Origin of the sequence: Sorangium sp. So ce185, assembly GCF_051526825.1 — a bacterium.
In the GTDB taxonomy this organism is placed as follows: Bacteria; Myxococcota_A; Polyangia; order Polyangiales; family Polyangiaceae; genus Sorangium; species Sorangium cellulosum_D.
The window spans coordinates 9178686-9193679 of record NZ_CP150316.1; the positions used below are offsets into that span (position 1 = coordinate 9178686).

Sequence of the window (14994 nt, forward strand, 5' to 3'; positions counted from 1 at the left end):
CGCGGTGTTCGCGCGGTGTTCGCCCACGGAGGCCTCAGTCGCCCTCATCGCGTTTCGGCGCCCGAGAGGTGCGGACGCTCCGGAGGAGGCCTGTGTCCCTCAGCCCCCTTCGCGCGCCCGCTCCTCCGCCCCGCCCCAGCTCAGCGCCCGCTCGAAGAACGCGCACAGCTCCTCGTGCCGCGCCCGCGCGTCCGCGCGGCCGATCTCGATGAGCCGCCCCGCGAACTCCCCGTCGAACAGCAGATACGACAGGAAGTCGGCCTCGCGCTGCTCGTCCCCCTCGGCGAGGCGCCGCATCACGCGGCCGAGCACGCTCGTGGTCCGCGCGCGGAACGCCGGCGAGCGCACGAACTCCGCCGCCAGGCTGCCGATGTCCTTGGAGGCGCGGATCAGCAGCGACCGCAGCGGCCGGAGCGTGCGCCCCGGCGGGAGCCCGAGCTGCTCGTTCAGCGCGTCGACGAAGCCCTCCCCGTAGCGGCGCCGCCCCGCCTCCAGGATGCCGTTGATGCTCTCCAGGCGCGCCAGGTCGTTGTCGATCCGGTCGAGCATCAGCGCGTTCAGCGTCTTCCCGAGCAGGAAGAGCGGCCCGGGGAAGCCCGGCGCGTCGCGCTCGGTCGCGGCCGAGGCGGGCTCGATGTACCGCGGATTCACGACGATCACGCCGTCGGCCCCGAGGCGCCGCGCCGGCGAGAGCGGGACGTTCTGGCGCAGCCCGCCGTCGCAGTAGAGCTCGCCGTCGATGCTCACCGGGCGGAACAGGATGGGCAGCGCCGACGAGGCGAGGGCGTGCTCGGCGCGAATCGCGGTGGCGCGCGGGGAGATCGTCGGGTCGTGGCTCCAGGGCGGCAGGCCGGGCTCGCGGCGGTGGACGAAGACGACGGTGCGGCCGCTCTTGACCAGCGTCGTCGACACGGTGACGGCCGACAGCAGCCCTCGCTCGAGGTGGCCGTCGATCCGCTCGAAGGGGACGGCCTCCGCGATCTGCCGCTCGAGGCCCGACGTGTCGAGGAGCGAGGCGTGGCCGCCGCTCGCGGGCGCGCCCGCGGCGCCGCCGCGGAGCAGGTCGTGCCCGACGGCGAGCACGCCGCGCACGTCGAGGCGCACGAGGTCGTCGATGCGCAGGCGCGTCCACACCGCGGCGAGCCGCCGCGCTCGGCTCCGCGCCTCGTCCGCGAACGCGGCGAGCCCGCACACGTTGATGGCGCCCACCGAGGTGCCGCACAGGATGTCGAGCGGCGCCTCGCGGCCGAGGTCGCGCGAGACCTCCTCGAGGATGTGCTGCACGACGCCGACCTCGTAAGCGCCGCGAGCTGCGCCGCCGGCCAGGACGAGCGCGATCTTGGGGGCGCGGCCATACCGGGTCGATACGGGCGAGGCGTTGGCCATGGTCGCAGAGTACCACGATCGCCCGCGCGACACCGACCCTGAAAAGCGCGCCTCGCGCGGCGCCATGCTACACACCCGTGGCCGTGGCCATGGCGCGCACGCGCGCGGACACGGAGGCGCCCGATGACGGCAATCTACCTCGTCCTTGCCTACCTCCTCGGAGCGATCCCGACAGGCTACCTCTTTGCGCGGTTCGTCAAAGGCGTCGAACTCCGCGCCATGGGCTCGGGGAACATCGGCGCCACGAACGTCCTTCGCGCGTTCGGCTGGAGGCCCGGGCTGGCCGTCCTGGCCGCGGACATGGCGAAGGGCGCGCTCGTCGCCGGTCCCATCGCGTCATGGCTCTCCGCCGCGCCGGGCGGGTGGGTCGCGGCGGCCGGCGGCCTCGCCGCGGTGCTGGGCCACGACTACACCGTGTTCCTCGGGATGCGGGGCGGCAAGGGCGTCGCGACGTCCTGCGGTGTCCTGCTCGTGCTGGCGCCGCGGGCCACGCTCGTCACGCTCGCCGTCTTCGCGATCGTCGTGCGGGCGACCCGGATGGTCTCGGCCGGCTCCCTGGCCGGCGCGCTCGCCTTGCCGGCGCTCCTCTGGCTCCTCGGCGAGCGCGGCGCCCCGGTGCTGTGCCTCTCGCTCCTCCTCTGCGCCTTCATCTGGCTGAAGCACATCCCGAACCTGCGGCGGATCCTCGCGGGCACCGAGAGCACCCTCTCCTTCGGGAAGCGGCCCGACGGCGGCGCGAGCGCCGGCGCGCCCCCCGAGGGCGAGCGGCGCTGACGCCGCCGGCCGGCCGCGGCCGCGCGCCTCGCCAGCTCACTTGATGATCGTCTTCGCGTAGATCACCGCGCCTTGCTTGTCGATGAACTCGAAGCGCAGCACGTTCTCCTCGAACTCCAGGTAAGCGAAGGCCTCGGTCTCGTCGTTATAGAAGAGCTGCCCGGGCTCGTTCGGGGCCGAGGTCAGCCACGGGCGGGTCTTCGAGCCGGCGCCGCTGACGGCGAAATAGGTGTCCGGGCAGAGCTCGTCGCGCCCCTTGTCGATGAGCTCGAGATTGTGGTCGTGGCCGCACATGTACATGTCGGCCCCGCAGTAGATCGCGCGCTGCATGGCGAACATCCCGTCCAGCCCGAGCTGCTGATTGTCGGCGGCGTGAGCGCCCGACGTGTAGCGGGGGTGATGGCCGAAGACGATCTTCCACCGGGCGTCCGAGGCGGCGACCCGCGCGCTCATGTCGACCGCTTGTTCATCGGAGGTGAAGTCGACGGTATCGATGCCGAAGAGATGGACGTGCCCGACGCGGACATCGTAATACGCAGAGGGCATGCGCCATTTGTCGGTCATGCGCGTTCCCGGCCCGTCGCCCACCGGCAGCAGCGAGTAATCGATCTGCGCCTGCCGCACGCCGCTGCTGCTGGGGCCGTGATCGTGGTTGCCGAGGACCGCGTAGAACGGGAGGCCGTTCAGGCCCGGTCGATCGTAGGGCTGCTCGAACTTCGGCCCCCATTGCGCGTCGCCGGTATCGAGCACGCCGTGATCGTAGAAGTTGTCGCCGTTCATCATCACGGCGTGACAGCCCCCCACCGCGAGGCACTTCTCGCTCATGCGGTCGGCGACCTGGTTCTGCGCGAGGTTGCCCTCGCCGGTGTCGCCGATCGCGATGATCCTCACGACCCTGGACGGCTCGCCCACGGCGCCGTCGACCTCGGCGCCCCCGTCGACCTGGGAGCCCCCCTCGTCCGTGGCGCCGCTCGGCGCGCCACCGGTGCCCTCGCTGCTCGAGCGGCCACCCGCTCCCTCCGGCGCGACGCCGACGGGGGGCGTCACGCTGTCCGCGACACCGCAGCCTGCGCCCGAGGCGACGGCCGGCAACGCGCAGAGGGCGAGGACCGCAAAGGACCGGAAAGCGCCGGAGAAACGACAGAAGTGTGCCATCGGCGCGCATTCTAGCCGGCGCCGTTTTCGCTTGACACCTGCAAGACGTCCATCTATCGAAGTTGAACATCATTTTCAATATCAACAACGGAGCCCCAGTGAGCCGAGAGATGCCCCCTGCCCCGAGCCCGTCCCCATGCGCAGCGCTCGCCGCTTTCCCCGGTTCCGACGCGCCCCAGGCGGGGCTCTCGTGAGCGCGCGCACGCCGCTCGCCGTGGATCCCCCGCGCCGGACCGATCCCGCGCGCCTCGCGGAGCGCGCGCGTGATGACGGCTGGCCGCCGCCGCCGCACGATCCTCGCGAGCGCGAGCTCGCCCTGGTCGTCGCGGGCTGGGAGGTGCGCCTCTTCGTCGGGCGGAAGTTCGAGTACTTCGTCGCGCGCGGCTTCTGGCACCTCCAGCTCTGGCACCCGGAGGCGCGCGTCTCGGTGCTGACGCCCTCGCGGCTCACGCGCGGGCTCTACGAGGCGTACCCGATCGCGAACTGGAAGGCGCAGGCGCCCGACTACGACAAGCTCGTGACGCTCCTCGGCGGCCTGTTCGCGGCGAAGCTCCCGGACAAGGCCGCGGTGCTGCGCCTCGAGCGCGCGCTCGTCGACGAGGTCGTCCGCGGCGGCGGCGGGGTGCCGTCGTGACGCGCCGGCCCCCGGGGGCGCGCGCGCTCGCGCGGCCTCGCGCCCCGCGCCGCGCGGAGGGCGCATGATCTCCACGGCGGTCTCCAGGCACGCGGTGCTCTCGCTGGTCGGGCGCGCCGAGGCGCGGGTGCGCTTTCCGGACCTCGGCTTCGCCGACCCGTGGGCCGAGGCGATGCTGGCCTCGCTCGACGTGGACCCGGCGGGCTTCGACGCCCGCGCGCTCCGCACCTCGACCGTGCGCACCATGGCCGTCGATCGGCTCGTCCGCGACTACGTCGCGCGGAACCCGCTCGGCCTCGTCATCGCGCTCGACGCCGGGCTCTGCACGCGGTTCTCGCGCGTCGACAACGGGACGCTCCGCTGGGTGGAGCTCGATCCGCCCCACCTCGCCGAGTTCAAGTGCGCGCATCGCCTCGGCCACGCGTCGGACCGCCACGCCGTCGCGCGGTGCTGCTCGATCGCGTGCACGGGCTGGATGGACTGCCTCCGCGGCGCGGGCGACGTGCCGACGCTCCTCATCGCCGAGGGCGCCCTGGCCCGCCAGCCGCCCGAGGTCGTCGACGCCTTCCTCACGCGGGCCTCCGTGCGCCTCGCGCCGGGGACGGAGCTCATCCTCGATCACGAGGCGTCGCCACCGCTCCGGATCCCGCCGCGGTCGCGCGCCTGCTTGGAGCTCCCCTCGCTGGACGGCTCCTTGGCGCGCTATCCGCGGCTGCGCCCGTTCTGCGAGGGCGACGCCTCGACCGCGCTCGGGCGAGCGTTGCGCGACGCGAGCCGGATGCCTCGCCTGTACCAGCACGGAGGCGCGCCGCCCGTCCTCCACCTCCGCTTCGCGTGAGCCCGCCGAGCGCGACGGCGCTGCGCCCGAGCCGCGATGTGCCCGCCGGGGCCTGGATCGCGAGCGATCCCGCGCGATCGCGGGGCAGGACGCGCCTCCGATCAGTACACGCGGAACTGCCCGCTCAGCGTGATCAGCGAGAGCAGGTGGAGCAGCCCCGGGTAGTAGCGCGGCAATCCGGTCGCCAGCTCGGCCGCCCACGCCTCCTCGATGTAATCGGCGCGATCCCTCGTCGTCGCGACGAGGCCGACGACGCCGTTCGTGACGACGAGCGCCGGGTCCCTGGCCTCGACCAGCACGCCGTCGAGCGTGTAGGCCCCGCCGTACCAGTCGATGCCCTGCCTCGAGAAGAACGCCAGCAGCCGGTTGGCCTCCTCCACCTGCCACGGGTCGACCCCGAACCAGATCTGGTCGAGCGCGAGGTTCAGCAGCGTGCGGTAGGACTCCGAATCGAAGTTCGCCGAGCCGGTCACCGGCGTGCCGTCGAAGTGGGCGCGCACCGGGATGAGCCCGGTGATCGGGTGCGCGGTCCGCCTCCAGTGCTCGCGCGCGCTCTCCGCGGCCTCGAACCAGAACGGGTCGCCCGTGGCCTGCGCCCAGAGCTCGTAGTAGGCCGGCATCTCGAGGGAGGGGCGGGTCGTGTCCGCGGCTTCGACGTTCGGGACGTCGAAGACGAGCTTCGTCTCCGGGTCGAAGGTGTTCGTCACGCCGTCATTGACGCCCCCGTTCAGCGTCTCCTTGTGCTGCATCACCTCGAGCAAGGCGATCGCCTCCGCTCCGTAGTCGATGGTCCCGGTGTCGCTCCCCCAGCGACCGTGGGCGAACAGCAGCGCCATCGCGAGCTGCTGGAGACCGAAGGGATCGGAGCAGAACACCGGCTTCTCGCTCCACGGCACGTCGCAGAACGACACGAAATAGCCCTGCTTGGGGCCGGACGTGTGCTCGTGCCATTCCTTGGCGTATCTCCAGAGCCGATCGAACTCGTCCCGCTTGTTGAGCTGGACGGTGATCATCATCCCGAAGCCCATGCCCTCGGTGCGCACCTGCAAGTGCAGGGTGTCAAAGATGTAAGCCCGATCGGCGTCGTAGGCGTCCGGGTAGAAGATGGCTTCGTTGTACCTATCGCCGTAGAAGAGCTGCTGGAAGGTAGCGTTGATCTTCGCCGCGATCTCTTCGTCCGACTTGCCCAGCACGTCGCTGAGCGCGTTGGGGTACTCCTGTGGGCCGGTCAGCGGGCGGAGCTCGTCGCTCCTCATCCGGTCGTGGCCGAGCCAGTCCACCGTGTTCCCGCACGCGGGCAGCGCGCAGAGCGCCAACGAGCCGCAGGCAATGCCCGATGCTGCGCGGAACAAGCGGAGGAAGACGGGACAGCGCATGACCCGGAGTTTAATCGTTCACATAGCGTCGTACCCTGGAAGCGAGCACGCTGTTCGGATGTCGTTGTAGAAACGCCTTCGCGCGCTGCGACGCGGCGTCGAGCCGGCCGCTCTTCGCGAGCGCGTCGATCCGCAGGACCTCGGCCTCGAGCCCGAGGCGGCCGCGCGGGTGCTCCTTGGAGTAGGCGTCCAGGAGCGTGAGCGCGCCCTGCGCGTTCCCGCTCGCCAGCGTCGAGCGCGCCGCGTCCAGCGCGCTGAGCTCCGCCTTGAGGGCCGCGCTCGAGGAGGCGGGCTTCGGGTCGACCCTGGAGGCCGCGCCGCCGCTGCTGCCGGCGCGCGCCGGGGCGGGGATCTCCTCCGGCTCGGCCTCCGCCGGCGGCGCGGGCGCCGGCGCCGCCACGGGCGCCGGGCGCGCCGCGGCCCGCTCGACCGGACCCGCGAGCGCGCCGCCGAAGCGGTGGACCGCGACGAGCTCCGGCGCCTGATACCCGCGCCAGGCGAGGTAGCCGGCAGGGATGCCGGCCAGCACGCCCACCGTCGAGAGCGCGACGAGGATCTTCGTCCAGCCGAGCTTCACGGCGACCGACGAGGACGCGACGGCCGTCCCCGCCGCGGAGACCGCGGCGGGCGCTGCGACGCTGGCCGAGAGCGCGGCGGCGCCGGCGATCCCCAGCGCGGCCAGCGTCTTCGCGCGCGTCTCCGGTGAAGTCTGGTACGACGCGCCGGCGCTCAGCAGCGCGCGCTCGAGCGGGCTGTCGCTCTCTTCCAGCAGGCGGCGTGGTTCGCTCATCGTCTCACCTCGCTCGTCGAAACGAGCTCGAGCGCTCGGACGCGCTCTCGAAAATCGGCCCTGGCCCTTCGTAGCCGAGAGGCCACGGTACCCTGCGGGATCCCCAGCACGCCGGCGATCTCCACCATGCTCATCTCCTCGAATTCGTACAGCACGAACACGGTCCGCAGGTCCGACTCCATCTCGTCGAGGACCTGGTCTAGCATCTGCCGCGCGTGCTTCTGGCTGGTAAGCTGCTCCGGTGTCGCAGCGTCCACGACCTCCGGCGGCTCGGCCGCCGGGAACTCCCGCCGACGCGCAGCGCTGCGTCGCGCGTGGGCTGCCACATGAAGCGCGGTCTGGAGAAGGAAGCTCTTCTCCGCCCCCGGCCGGACGTCGTCCAGCCGCTGGGCTGCGGCGATGAAGGTGCGCTGCACCGCATCGTCGATCTCGGCGGCCGGGGTCCCCGCGTTGCGGAGCACCCGCCCGATGAAGTCGAGATGGGCGTCCACCATCCGGCGCAGTCGCGCGTCTCGCTGTCTCAAGCTCTCTGCCGAAGGCTTCACGTTCGCCGGCTCCAGGTCAGATAAAGCAGGCGATGTCATGACCTCGACGACCATGTTTCCGCTCAGCGGGAGGCGAGGCCTGAGACCCGTGGACTCGATTTCCGAAGGAGCGACGTCCGGCAGCAGCGAGCGCGGACCAGGTGCCCCGGCTTGCGAGGGGCAGCCTCCGCGACGCGCTGCTTCCAGATGACGTCCATGTCCCATAATTCCCAGGCTGCATCGAAGTGATCACGGAAGTCCAGCCTCAGAAACTGTGCACGATCCCGACGCCCGCCACCGGCGAAATCACAGGAGTTTCGCCCACGGTTTCCGCCGGCAGGGAAATGGTGAAGCTCCGACGAACGAGCGGCACGCCGGCCCCCACTTCGATCTCGATGGCGCTGCCCCCGCCGAGCGGCACGGCGGCGCGCGCGAGGGCCCCGGCGCTCCACCACGATCGCACGGCGGAGCGCGGGTGCGACACGTCTTCCGCCGTCGCCGTGAACCAGCCGCCGGTGACCACGACACACGGCTCTGCGCTGAGGAAATCGGCGATCTGCCAGCGGAGGGGGCAGGCGGTGAGGGCAGCGGCCGCCCAGTGTATCAACGCGTTGTCGGTACCCTGCAGGATATCGTTTCGGGCGTAGTTCAGCGAGAGCCCGAGCGAAGGGCTCAGCGCGCCGTCCGTGTGCGCGGTCGCGCGGGCGACGAGCGCGCCGCCCAGGCTCGCGTAGGGAGAGACGACCTGCGTCACCAGGAGCTGCGCGCCGACCCCGAACGTGATCGGCGGCCACGGGCGCGGGGCCGCGGGCGGCGGCTGGACCGGCCGCGGCGGGGGCGGCGCAGGCGGCGGGGGCGGCGGCAGGGGCGCGGTCTCCTCGGCCGCCTCGTCGAGCGCCAGCGCCGCGGTGAGCGAGAGCGCCTGGACCACGACCTCGCACGAGGTCGCGTCGACGGTGCGCGTGTCCGTCTCGCCGCGCTCGTGGATCACACGGAGCTCGCCGTGGACCCCGGACCCGCCGCGCGTCAGCCGGACGCGGAGGCCCCAGCCGCCCTCCCCGTCCTCCGCCTTCCGCACGCGATCCGAGCGGGCGTGGATGGCTTCGTAGAGATCGTCGACCGTCGCGCAGTCGGCCGGCGCGTCGAAGTCGACGCGGATGGGGATCGGCGTCGGCGCCGCGGTGGCCGAGGACCAGCCGAGGACGACGAGCTCGATGAACGAGATGCCGTCACCGGAAGCCACGGGCCCGAAGGTGCCACGAACCGCTCACGAACCGCCAGAAGCTCATGCGCTCCTCGCCGGGGTCGTGCAAAAATCCACTCGTCCGCGCGTCGCGCCGCGCGGCGGTGGGGGTGACCGGGCTGGCGCTGTGAGCTACCTCATCGTGCGAGCGTGCGATCACGCGCGCGCTCCCCCGAGTCGCTCGAGCACCTCGCGCAGCGAGCCGAGCTCCGCGTCCGCGCCGGTGAAATCCGACGCCGCGGTGAGCGGCGACGGGACGACCCAGCACGTCAGGCCCGCCGCCTTGGCCGACCGGAGCCCGCGCTCGGAGTCCTCGATGACGAGCACGTCGCGCGCGGCGAGCCCCAGCCGCTCGCAGGCGACCCGGTACGGCTCGGGATCCGGCTTTGCGCGCGCGTACTGCTCCCGCGTGAGCGCGAACTCGAACCACCGGAGGAGCCCCGTCGCCGCGTGCGCGCGGTGGAACGGCTCGGGCTTGCTGCTCGTGACGATCGCCATGCGGAAGCGCGCGGCGAGCGCGGAGACGACCTCGCGCACCCCCGGCAACAGGGGATCTCCGCGCGCGATGAGCTCGAGGTACCGGCGATCCCGCTCGTCGGCCAGCCGCCGCACCCCCGCCTCGTCGACGCCGCGCGCGCTGCAGAGGTGCCAGGCGCCGCGCGCCTCGACGAGGAACAGCTGACGGTAGTCCTCGGCGGTGAGCTCGACGCCGACCGACGCGATCGTCTCGCGCGTCGCCTGGAAGTAGAGCCCTTCCGTGTCGACGAGGACGCCGTCGTTGTCCCAGAGGATCGCCTTGAACACGCGGGGCGTTCCTAGCGCCGCCCGTCCATGCCGGCAAGAGAGGGCCGCGGAGCGCGCGCGTCACCCCTCGATGAGCTGCCGCTCGGCGAGGGCGCGGCGGCGGGCGAGGGCGAAGGCGGGCAGGATCACGGCGCCCGTGGCGAGGACGATGAGCGGCGGGATGAGGTAGAGAATCCCGCCCGGCAAGAGGCTCGCGAGCGCCGCGTAGCCGAGCGCGCGGACCGCGCCCCGGGGCGCACCGGCGGCGAGATCGGGCGTCGACGCCGCGTGGATCTCCCGCGCGTGACGGAACGCGAGGTACGCGACGACGGCGTGCACGTGGCCCACGAGGACCAGGGAGAGGCGCACCCATCCGTCGAAGTCCTCGATCAGCTCGCTCCACGTCGCGAACCAGCCGCCGAGGCAGCAGTAGATCGCGAAGTGCAGCGTGAGCGGCGCGAGCACCACGGCGCCGGCGAGGGGGAGCGCGACGCTGCGGCGCTCCTCGGCGTCGATCATGCCGCGCACGCACGCCTCGGGCGCCGCGGCCTCGAGCCTCGCGCGATCCGCGTGCACGTCGCCGCTCTGCTGGATCTCGCGGGAGAGCGCCCGCCGGAGCCTCCCGTCGGCGAGCTCCCGGCCCACGACGTAGGCGAGCGCGGACGTCGCCCACGCGGCGAGGAGCGTGATCGTGGCGGCGCCGTCATCGAGGACGCCGAGGAGGGGGGGCGCGCCCGCGGCCATGGCCACGAGGACCGCGCCGCCGAGGGCGACCTGGCCGGCCAGCGACCGGGCGGCGCGGCGGGCGTAGAGGCGACGGAGGTGCTCCGGGATGGCGTCGACCTGATGGCGGTGGCGCGCGAGGAGCGATTCGATATGTAACCGCGCGACGTCCTCATCGTTTCGGTACGTGGCTCTCATGACAGGCTCCCCTCGGGCCCGGTGAACGCCGGCAGACCACGGCGGTTTCCCGGTGCCCTTCGCTCGGGCGGTTCAGCAAGCCCGGTGCCGGTTTGAAAGCCCTGGTTTTTGGCGACTTTCACGACCGGAGGCCCCGCCGTCGCCCAGCCGGTAGGCGGCCGGTGTCCACGGCGTGGACACCGGCGCCGCGGCGCTTCGTCCGGAGAAAGCAGGCGACCATGCTGAAGGGATCGCCGTATTCCGACCGTCCTGCCTATCCGCGGGCGGCGGAGGCGACGAGGCGGCAAGCCGGCGAGACGACGAGGCGGCAAGACGACGAGGCGGCGAGACGGCGAGACGTGAACGATCGCGAAGTACAAAGTTCGTGACTCCGCCACCGGAGTTGGTGCTAGCCTCGCTCAAGGTGGACTTTTAACAACGCATCCACCGAGGCGGTGCTCCCATGGGTGACAAATCTCCGAAGGCCAAAGAGCGACAGAAGAAGCAGGACGCGGCGGAGAAGAACCAGAAGAAGGTAGCCGCGACCGCCAAGGCGTCGCCTGCTCCGGCCGCGCCTGCCAAGAAGAGCAAGTAGTCGGGCCGAGAGGCGCCGCGCTCAGCGCCCTTCACGCCCCGTCTCGACAAAGCCCCCTCTCAACCAGAGCCCCTCCTTCCTCCCGCGGCCGCGGGTGTTCCGGACGCATAGCGCGCCATCGCGGGCAAGCACCGGCCCTACGATGTCGCTCTCCACCCCATCTCTCCTCGATCGCAGAGGGCCCTCGACGCAGCTCCTCTGCGCGACCAGCCGCCCTGTGCTCTCGGCCTCTCCGCCTTCGCGTCGAGTCGCTCTCTCCGCTGCGCGCTCGGGCCGTCGCGCCTGGGCCACGCCCGCGCGCCGGCCGGATTTCCTCCGCCGGGCCTCTTCCTGGCGAGGCGACCTCGCGCTATGAGGCTCGAGCCGTGCGACCCACTCTGCTCCAGGCCGTCGCGCCGCCGCTCGCCGCGCTCGTGCTGTTGCTCGCGCTCTGGGAGGTGGTCGCCCGCGCGCTCGGCATCCCCGCCTATCTCCTGCCGCCGCCCTCGGACGTGGCCCGCGCGGGCGCAGCGGAGGCCGCCACCCTGCTCGCCGGCGCCGCCACCACCGCGAAGGCCGCGCTCGCCGGCTTCTGCCTCAGCGCCGCGGTCGGCGTGCTCTCCGCCATCGCGCTCGCCTCGTCGCGCGCGCTCGAGAGGGCGCTCTATCCCTATACCGTCTTCCTGCAGACCGTCCCGATCGTCGCCATCGCCCCGCTGCTCGTGCTCTGGTGCGGCCCCGGCCTGCGCGCGGTCGCGGTCTCGGCGTTCATCGTCTCCGTGTTCCCGGTGATCGCGAACACGCTCACCGGCCTGCGCTCCGTCGAGCCCGCGCTGCGCGATCTCTTCCGGCTCTACGGCGCCCGCCGCTTCGCCATGCTCCGCAAGCTCGAGCTCCCCTCGGCGCTGCCCCACATCGTGACCGGGCTCCGGATCGCGGCGGGCCTCGCCGTCATCGGCGCCATCGTCGGGGAGTTCGTCGCCGGCTTCTCGGAGGACGCCGCCGGCCTCGGCATCCTGGTCCTCTCCGCCTACCGCCAGCTGCGCACGGATCTGCTCTTCGCCGCCGTGCTGCTCGCCTCCGCGCTCGGCCTCGCGCTCTTCGGCGCCGTCGACCTCGCCGGCAAGCGGCTCTTGCGGCGCTGGCATCCTTCGGAGATCAATCGCTGATGCACTCCCGTGACAGCCGCCGGCTGGCCCTCCAGCGCCTCGCCTCCCTCGTCGCCGTCCCCCTCTTCGCCCCCGCCTGCTCGCGCTCGTCGTCGCCCGAAGGCGACGGCCGCTCGTCGGCCCCCTCCGCTCAGGGGAGCGCGCCCGCCGCGCCCGCCCAGGGCGCGTCGGCCGCGCCTGCTCAGGCCGCGCCGGCCGCGAAGGTGAAGCTCGCGCTCAACTGGGTCCCGGAGCCCGAGTTCGGCGGCTTCTACGCGGCGCGCGAGTCGGGCGCGTTCGCGAAGGAGGGGCTCGAGGTCGAGATCCTCGGCGGCGGCGCCGGCGTGCCGGTCGTCCAGATGGTGGCCGGCGGGCAGGTGGACTTCGGCCTCTCCGGCGCCGACGAGGTGCTCACCGCCCGCGCCCGCGGGGCGGACGTGCTCCCCCTCTTCGCCGTGTTCCAGACCTCGCCGCAGGCGATCATGACCCACGAGAGCCGCGGCGCGAAGGGCATCGCCGACATCCTCTCGTCGGGCGGCACGCTCGCCATCGAGCCGGGGCTGCCTTACGCCGCGTACCTCAAGAAGAAGTACGGCTTCAACAAGGTGAAGGTCGTGCCGTACGACGGCGGCGTCGCCCGCTTCGTCGCCGACAAGGACTTCTCGCAGCAGTGCTTCATCACCGCCGAGCCGATCGCGGCCAAGCGCAAGGGGAGCGATCCCGCCGCGTTCCTCGTCGCCAGCGAGGGGTTCAACCCGTACGTGGTGGTCGTGATCACGCGCGCGGCGCTCTGGAAGGAGAACCCGGAGCGCGTCCGCGCGTTCATCCGCGCCACGCGGGAGGGTTGGCGCGGCTACCTGCACGATCCGACGCGCGCCAACGAGGTCATGGCCAAGCTGAACACGTCGATGGACGCGGAGACCTTCGTCGCCGCCGCGGAGGCGCAGCGGCCGCTCATCGAGACCCCCGAGACCAAGGAGAAGGGCCTCGGCGTGATGACCCGCGAGCGCTGGGAGACGCTCGCGAAGCAGCTCGCCGACCTCGGCGTGCTGGAGAAGGCGCCGCCGATCGACGACCTGCTCGTCGCCGCGCTCTGATCGACGCGGCAGGCGCGCCTCCCGCGCGGCGCGAGGCGAGATCTCGGCGCGCGACTTCGTCTAGAATGCGGCGCGCGCGCGTCGCGCCCCCACGGCGCCGCCGCGCCACAACGCAAGGGAAACACCGCCCTCCATGGCTTCCACGCATCGACCTCGGGCCAGCCGGCTCCCGTTCGCCTCGCTGCCCCTCGCGGCGGCGTACGTGCCCGCCGCTGTCGCCGTCGCCGCCGCCGTCGCCTCCGGCGCGTGCGGCAAGGAGTTCACGGCGCGCCCGCCCGACGCGTCGACGAGCTCGAGCACCGGCGGCGGGAGCGGCGGCAGCGGCGGCAGCGGCGGCGGGTGCCCGGGCGGGGGCGAGGTGTGCGGCGACACGTGCGTCGACACGAGGACGGACGCGGAGCACTGCGGCGCGTGCGATGTCGCGTGCTCGCCCTTCGGCGGCTCGCCGAGCTGCAACGACGGCGTCTGCCAGTCGCCGGCGTGCGAGGAGGACCGCGGCGACTGCGACGAGGACCCCGAGAACGGCTGCGAGGAGGACCTCCTCACGAGCCTCGCGCACTGCGGCAGCTGCGACAAGCCGTGCAGCGGCCAGTGCGTGCGGGGCGCCTGCGTCGTGCCGAAGCACATCTCGGCCGGCACCGATTACACCTGCGCGGCGCTCAGCGACGGCTCGGTCTGGTGCTGGGGCAGGAACACCTGGGGCAACCTCGGCGACGGCACGCAGCAGCAGGATCGGCCGATCCCGAGGCAGGTCGTCGGCCTCGGCGGCGAGGCCGCCACGGTCGCGACGAGCATCTCGTCGGCGCGCTCGCACACCTGCGCGGTGCTGACCGACGGCGCCGTGGCGTGCTGGGGCGCAGGCAACAGCGGGCAGCTCGGCGACGGCGAGGCGATGAACGCCCTCTCCCCCGTGCGCGCGAAGGAGCTCGCGGGCGCGACCCAGGTCGCCGTCGGCGGGAGCCACACCTGCGCGGTCACGACGTCGCACGCTCTCTGGTGCTGGGGCGAGGGCAGCTCCGGTCAGCTCGGGTACGGGGACGAGGCCGATCAGTTCGAGCCCACCGTGGTCCTCGACGACGTGGCCTCGGTGAGCGCCGGCCTCTCGCACACCTGCGCGGGCATGATCGAGCGGATGGGCGAGCGCCGGATGAGCTGCTGGGGCCACAACGAGAGCGGTCAGCTCGGCTCCGGCAACTTCCAGCCGTCGAGCGTCCCGGTGACCATCCCCGGCCTCACCAGCGTCGCGGTCACGGCCGCGGGCGCTTTGCACACGTGCGCCGCGCCGGCGACCGGCGTGGCCTCCTGCTGGGGCGAGGGCGCGCAGTTCCGCCTCGGGACAGGCACCGTGAACGTCGAGGCGGCGCCGCGCGAGATCCCGGACCTCGCGGGCGTGATCCGGCTCTCGCTCGGCGCGAGGCACTCCGGCGCGGTGCTGGCCGACGGGAAGGTGCTGCTGTGGGGCGACAACACGAAGGGGCAGCTCGGCAACGGGACGCAGGACCCGGCCTTCACCCCGCAGCCGCTCGAGCTGACCGACGTCATCGAGCTGGCCCTCGGGGCGGACCACAGCTGCGCGCTCAGGCGCACGGGCGAGATGCGCTGCTGGGGAGACAACCGGAACGGCGAGCTGGGCGACGGGACCAACGAGCCGCGGCTCGTGCCGACGGTCGTCAAGTGGCCGTCGCGGCCGTAGGGGCGGGCTCCGGACGAATCCGGCGATCGCCATGTCACAACCGGGCCCCCCCTCTCGTCTTGCCGCCGAGCCCCGGGCA

Annotated in this window: 15 protein-coding genes; 7 read left to right on the forward strand and 8 right to left on the reverse strand. The window is 72.7% G+C overall.

The annotated features are described in order from the left end of the window. Positions 1 to 99: 99 nt before the first annotated feature. Entirely contained in the window at positions 100 to 1386 is a 1287-nt protein-coding gene (locus WMF26_RS33500) for a patatin-like phospholipase family protein (protein ID WP_437996052.1), read from the reverse strand. A 123-nt stretch (positions 1387 to 1509) separates the two neighbouring features. Here WMF26_RS33500 and plsY point away from each other — a divergent pair, with 123 nt between their 5' ends. Continuing rightward, entirely contained in the window at positions 1510 to 2160 is a 651-nt protein-coding gene (gene plsY / locus WMF26_RS33505; protein WP_437996053.1) for a glycerol-3-phosphate 1-O-acyltransferase PlsY, read from the forward strand. Positions 2161 to 2196: 36 nt separating this feature from the next. On the opposite strand, the gene WMF26_RS33510 is transcribed toward plsY, so the two are convergent. After that, positions 2197 to 3315 carry a metallophosphoesterase gene (locus WMF26_RS33510; protein ID WP_437996054.1) on the reverse strand — a complete coding sequence of 373 codons (1119 nt, stop codon included), beginning with the start codon at positions 3313 to 3315 and terminating at the stop codon, positions 2197 to 2199. 190 nt (positions 3316 to 3505) lie between these two features. On the opposite strand from WMF26_RS33510, the gene WMF26_RS33515 reads away from it, so the two are divergent. Further along, on the forward strand, positions 3506 to 3949 hold the full coding sequence (locus WMF26_RS33515) for a hypothetical protein (protein ID WP_437996055.1): 444 nt from the start codon (positions 3506 to 3508) through the stop codon (positions 3947 to 3949). Positions 3950 to 4013: 64 nt separating this feature from the next. After that, positions 4014 to 4787 (forward strand): class I SAM-dependent methyltransferase, encoded by a 774-nt coding sequence (locus WMF26_RS33520; protein WP_061624862.1) that lies wholly within the window; start codon positions 4014 to 4016, stop codon positions 4785 to 4787. Positions 4788 to 4888: 101 nt separating this feature from the next. On the opposite strand, the gene WMF26_RS33525 is transcribed toward WMF26_RS33520, so the two are convergent. The 6 genes from WMF26_RS33525 to WMF26_RS33550 all read right to left on the reverse strand — a co-directional run bounded on the left by WMF26_RS33525 (position 4889) and on the right by WMF26_RS33550 (position 10253). Next, entirely contained in the window at positions 4889 to 6163 is a 1275-nt protein-coding gene (locus WMF26_RS33525; protein ID WP_437996056.1) for a glycosyl hydrolase family 8, read from the reverse strand. 10 nt (positions 6164 to 6173) lie between these two features. Further along, positions 6174 to 6953, reverse strand: coding sequence for a hypothetical protein (locus WMF26_RS33530; RefSeq protein ID WP_437996057.1), 780 nt, complete (start codon positions 6951 to 6953; stop codon positions 6174 to 6176). Beyond that, positions 6950 to 7552 (reverse strand): RNA polymerase sigma factor, encoded by a 603-nt coding sequence (locus tag WMF26_RS33535; RefSeq protein ID WP_061624392.1) that lies wholly within the window; start codon positions 7550 to 7552, stop codon positions 6950 to 6952. The genes WMF26_RS33530 and WMF26_RS33535 overlap by 4 nt, the downstream gene beginning before the upstream one ends. 190 nt (positions 7553 to 7742) lie before the next feature. After that, positions 7743 to 8720, reverse strand: coding sequence for a hypothetical protein (locus WMF26_RS33540; protein ID WP_437996058.1), 978 nt, complete (start codon positions 8718 to 8720; stop codon positions 7743 to 7745). A 156-nt stretch (positions 8721 to 8876) separates the two neighbouring features. Then, positions 8877 to 9524, reverse strand: a complete 648-nt coding sequence (locus tag WMF26_RS33545) for an HAD family hydrolase (protein WP_061624390.1) — start codon at positions 9522 to 9524, stop codon at positions 8877 to 8879. A gap of 60 nt (positions 9525 to 9584) precedes the next feature. Next, a complete protein-coding gene (locus WMF26_RS33550) occupies positions 9585 to 10253 on the reverse strand; it encodes a hypothetical protein (protein WP_437996059.1) in 669 nt (222 codons plus the stop codon). A gap of 613 nt (positions 10254 to 10866) precedes the next feature. Here WMF26_RS33550 and WMF26_RS33555 point away from each other — a divergent pair. From WMF26_RS33555 to WMF26_RS33570, 4 genes are all read left to right on the forward strand, one after another. After that, positions 10867 to 10998, forward strand: coding sequence for a hypothetical protein (locus tag WMF26_RS33555; RefSeq protein WP_257792738.1), 132 nt, complete (start codon positions 10867 to 10869; stop codon positions 10996 to 10998). A gap of 365 nt (positions 10999 to 11363) precedes the next feature. Continuing rightward, positions 11364 to 12146: an ABC transporter permease gene (locus WMF26_RS33560; protein WP_437996060.1), complete on the forward strand. Its 783-nt coding sequence runs from the start codon at positions 11364 to 11366 to the stop codon at positions 12144 to 12146. After that, the gene (locus WMF26_RS33565; protein WP_437996061.1) at positions 12146 to 13222 is read left to right on the forward strand and encodes an ABC transporter substrate-binding protein; all 1077 of its coding nucleotides are present in this window, start codon (positions 12146 to 12148) and stop codon (positions 13220 to 13222) included. The genes WMF26_RS33560 and WMF26_RS33565 overlap by 1 nt, the downstream gene beginning before the upstream one ends. Positions 13223 to 13355: 133 nt before the next feature. Further along, on the forward strand, positions 13356 to 14915 hold the full coding sequence (locus WMF26_RS33570) for a hypothetical protein (RefSeq protein WP_437996062.1): 1560 nt from the start codon (positions 13356 to 13358) through the stop codon (positions 14913 to 14915). The last annotated feature ends 79 nt before the right edge of the window (positions 14916 to 14994 follow it).

Coding starts and splice junctions, on each gene's coding strand:
- WMF26_RS33500 (WP_437996052.1), bottom strand. CDS start 1,386: ATGGCCAACGCCTCGCCCGTATCGACCCGGTATGGCCGCGCCCCCAAG.
- plsY (WP_437996053.1), top strand. CDS start 1,510: ATGACGGCAATCTACCTCGTCCTTGCCTACCTCCTCGGAGCGATCCCG.
- WMF26_RS33510 (WP_437996054.1), bottom strand. CDS start 3,315: ATGGCACACTTCTGTCGTTTCTCCGGCGCTTTCCGGTCCTTTGCGGTC.
- WMF26_RS33520 (WP_061624862.1), top strand. CDS start 4,014: ATGATCTCCACGGCGGTCTCCAGGCACGCGGTGCTCTCGCTGGTCGGG.
- WMF26_RS33525 (WP_437996056.1), bottom strand. CDS start 6,163: ATGCGCTGTCCCGTCTTCCTCCGCTTGTTCCGCGCAGCATCGGGCATT.
- WMF26_RS33530 (WP_437996057.1), bottom strand. CDS start 6,953: ATGAGCGAACCACGCCGCCTGCTGGAAGAGAGCGACAGCCCGCTCGAG.
- WMF26_RS33535 (WP_061624392.1), bottom strand. CDS start 7,552: ATGGTCGTCGAGGTCATGACATCGCCTGCTTTATCTGACCTGGAGCCG.
- WMF26_RS33555 (WP_257792738.1), top strand. CDS start 10,867: ATGGGTGACAAATCTCCGAAGGCCAAAGAGCGACAGAAGAAGCAGGAC.
- WMF26_RS33565 (WP_437996061.1), top strand. CDS start 12,146: ATGCACTCCCGTGACAGCCGCCGGCTGGCCCTCCAGCGCCTCGCCTCC.
- WMF26_RS33570 (WP_437996062.1), top strand. CDS start 13,356: ATGGCTTCCACGCATCGACCTCGGGCCAGCCGGCTCCCGTTCGCCTCG.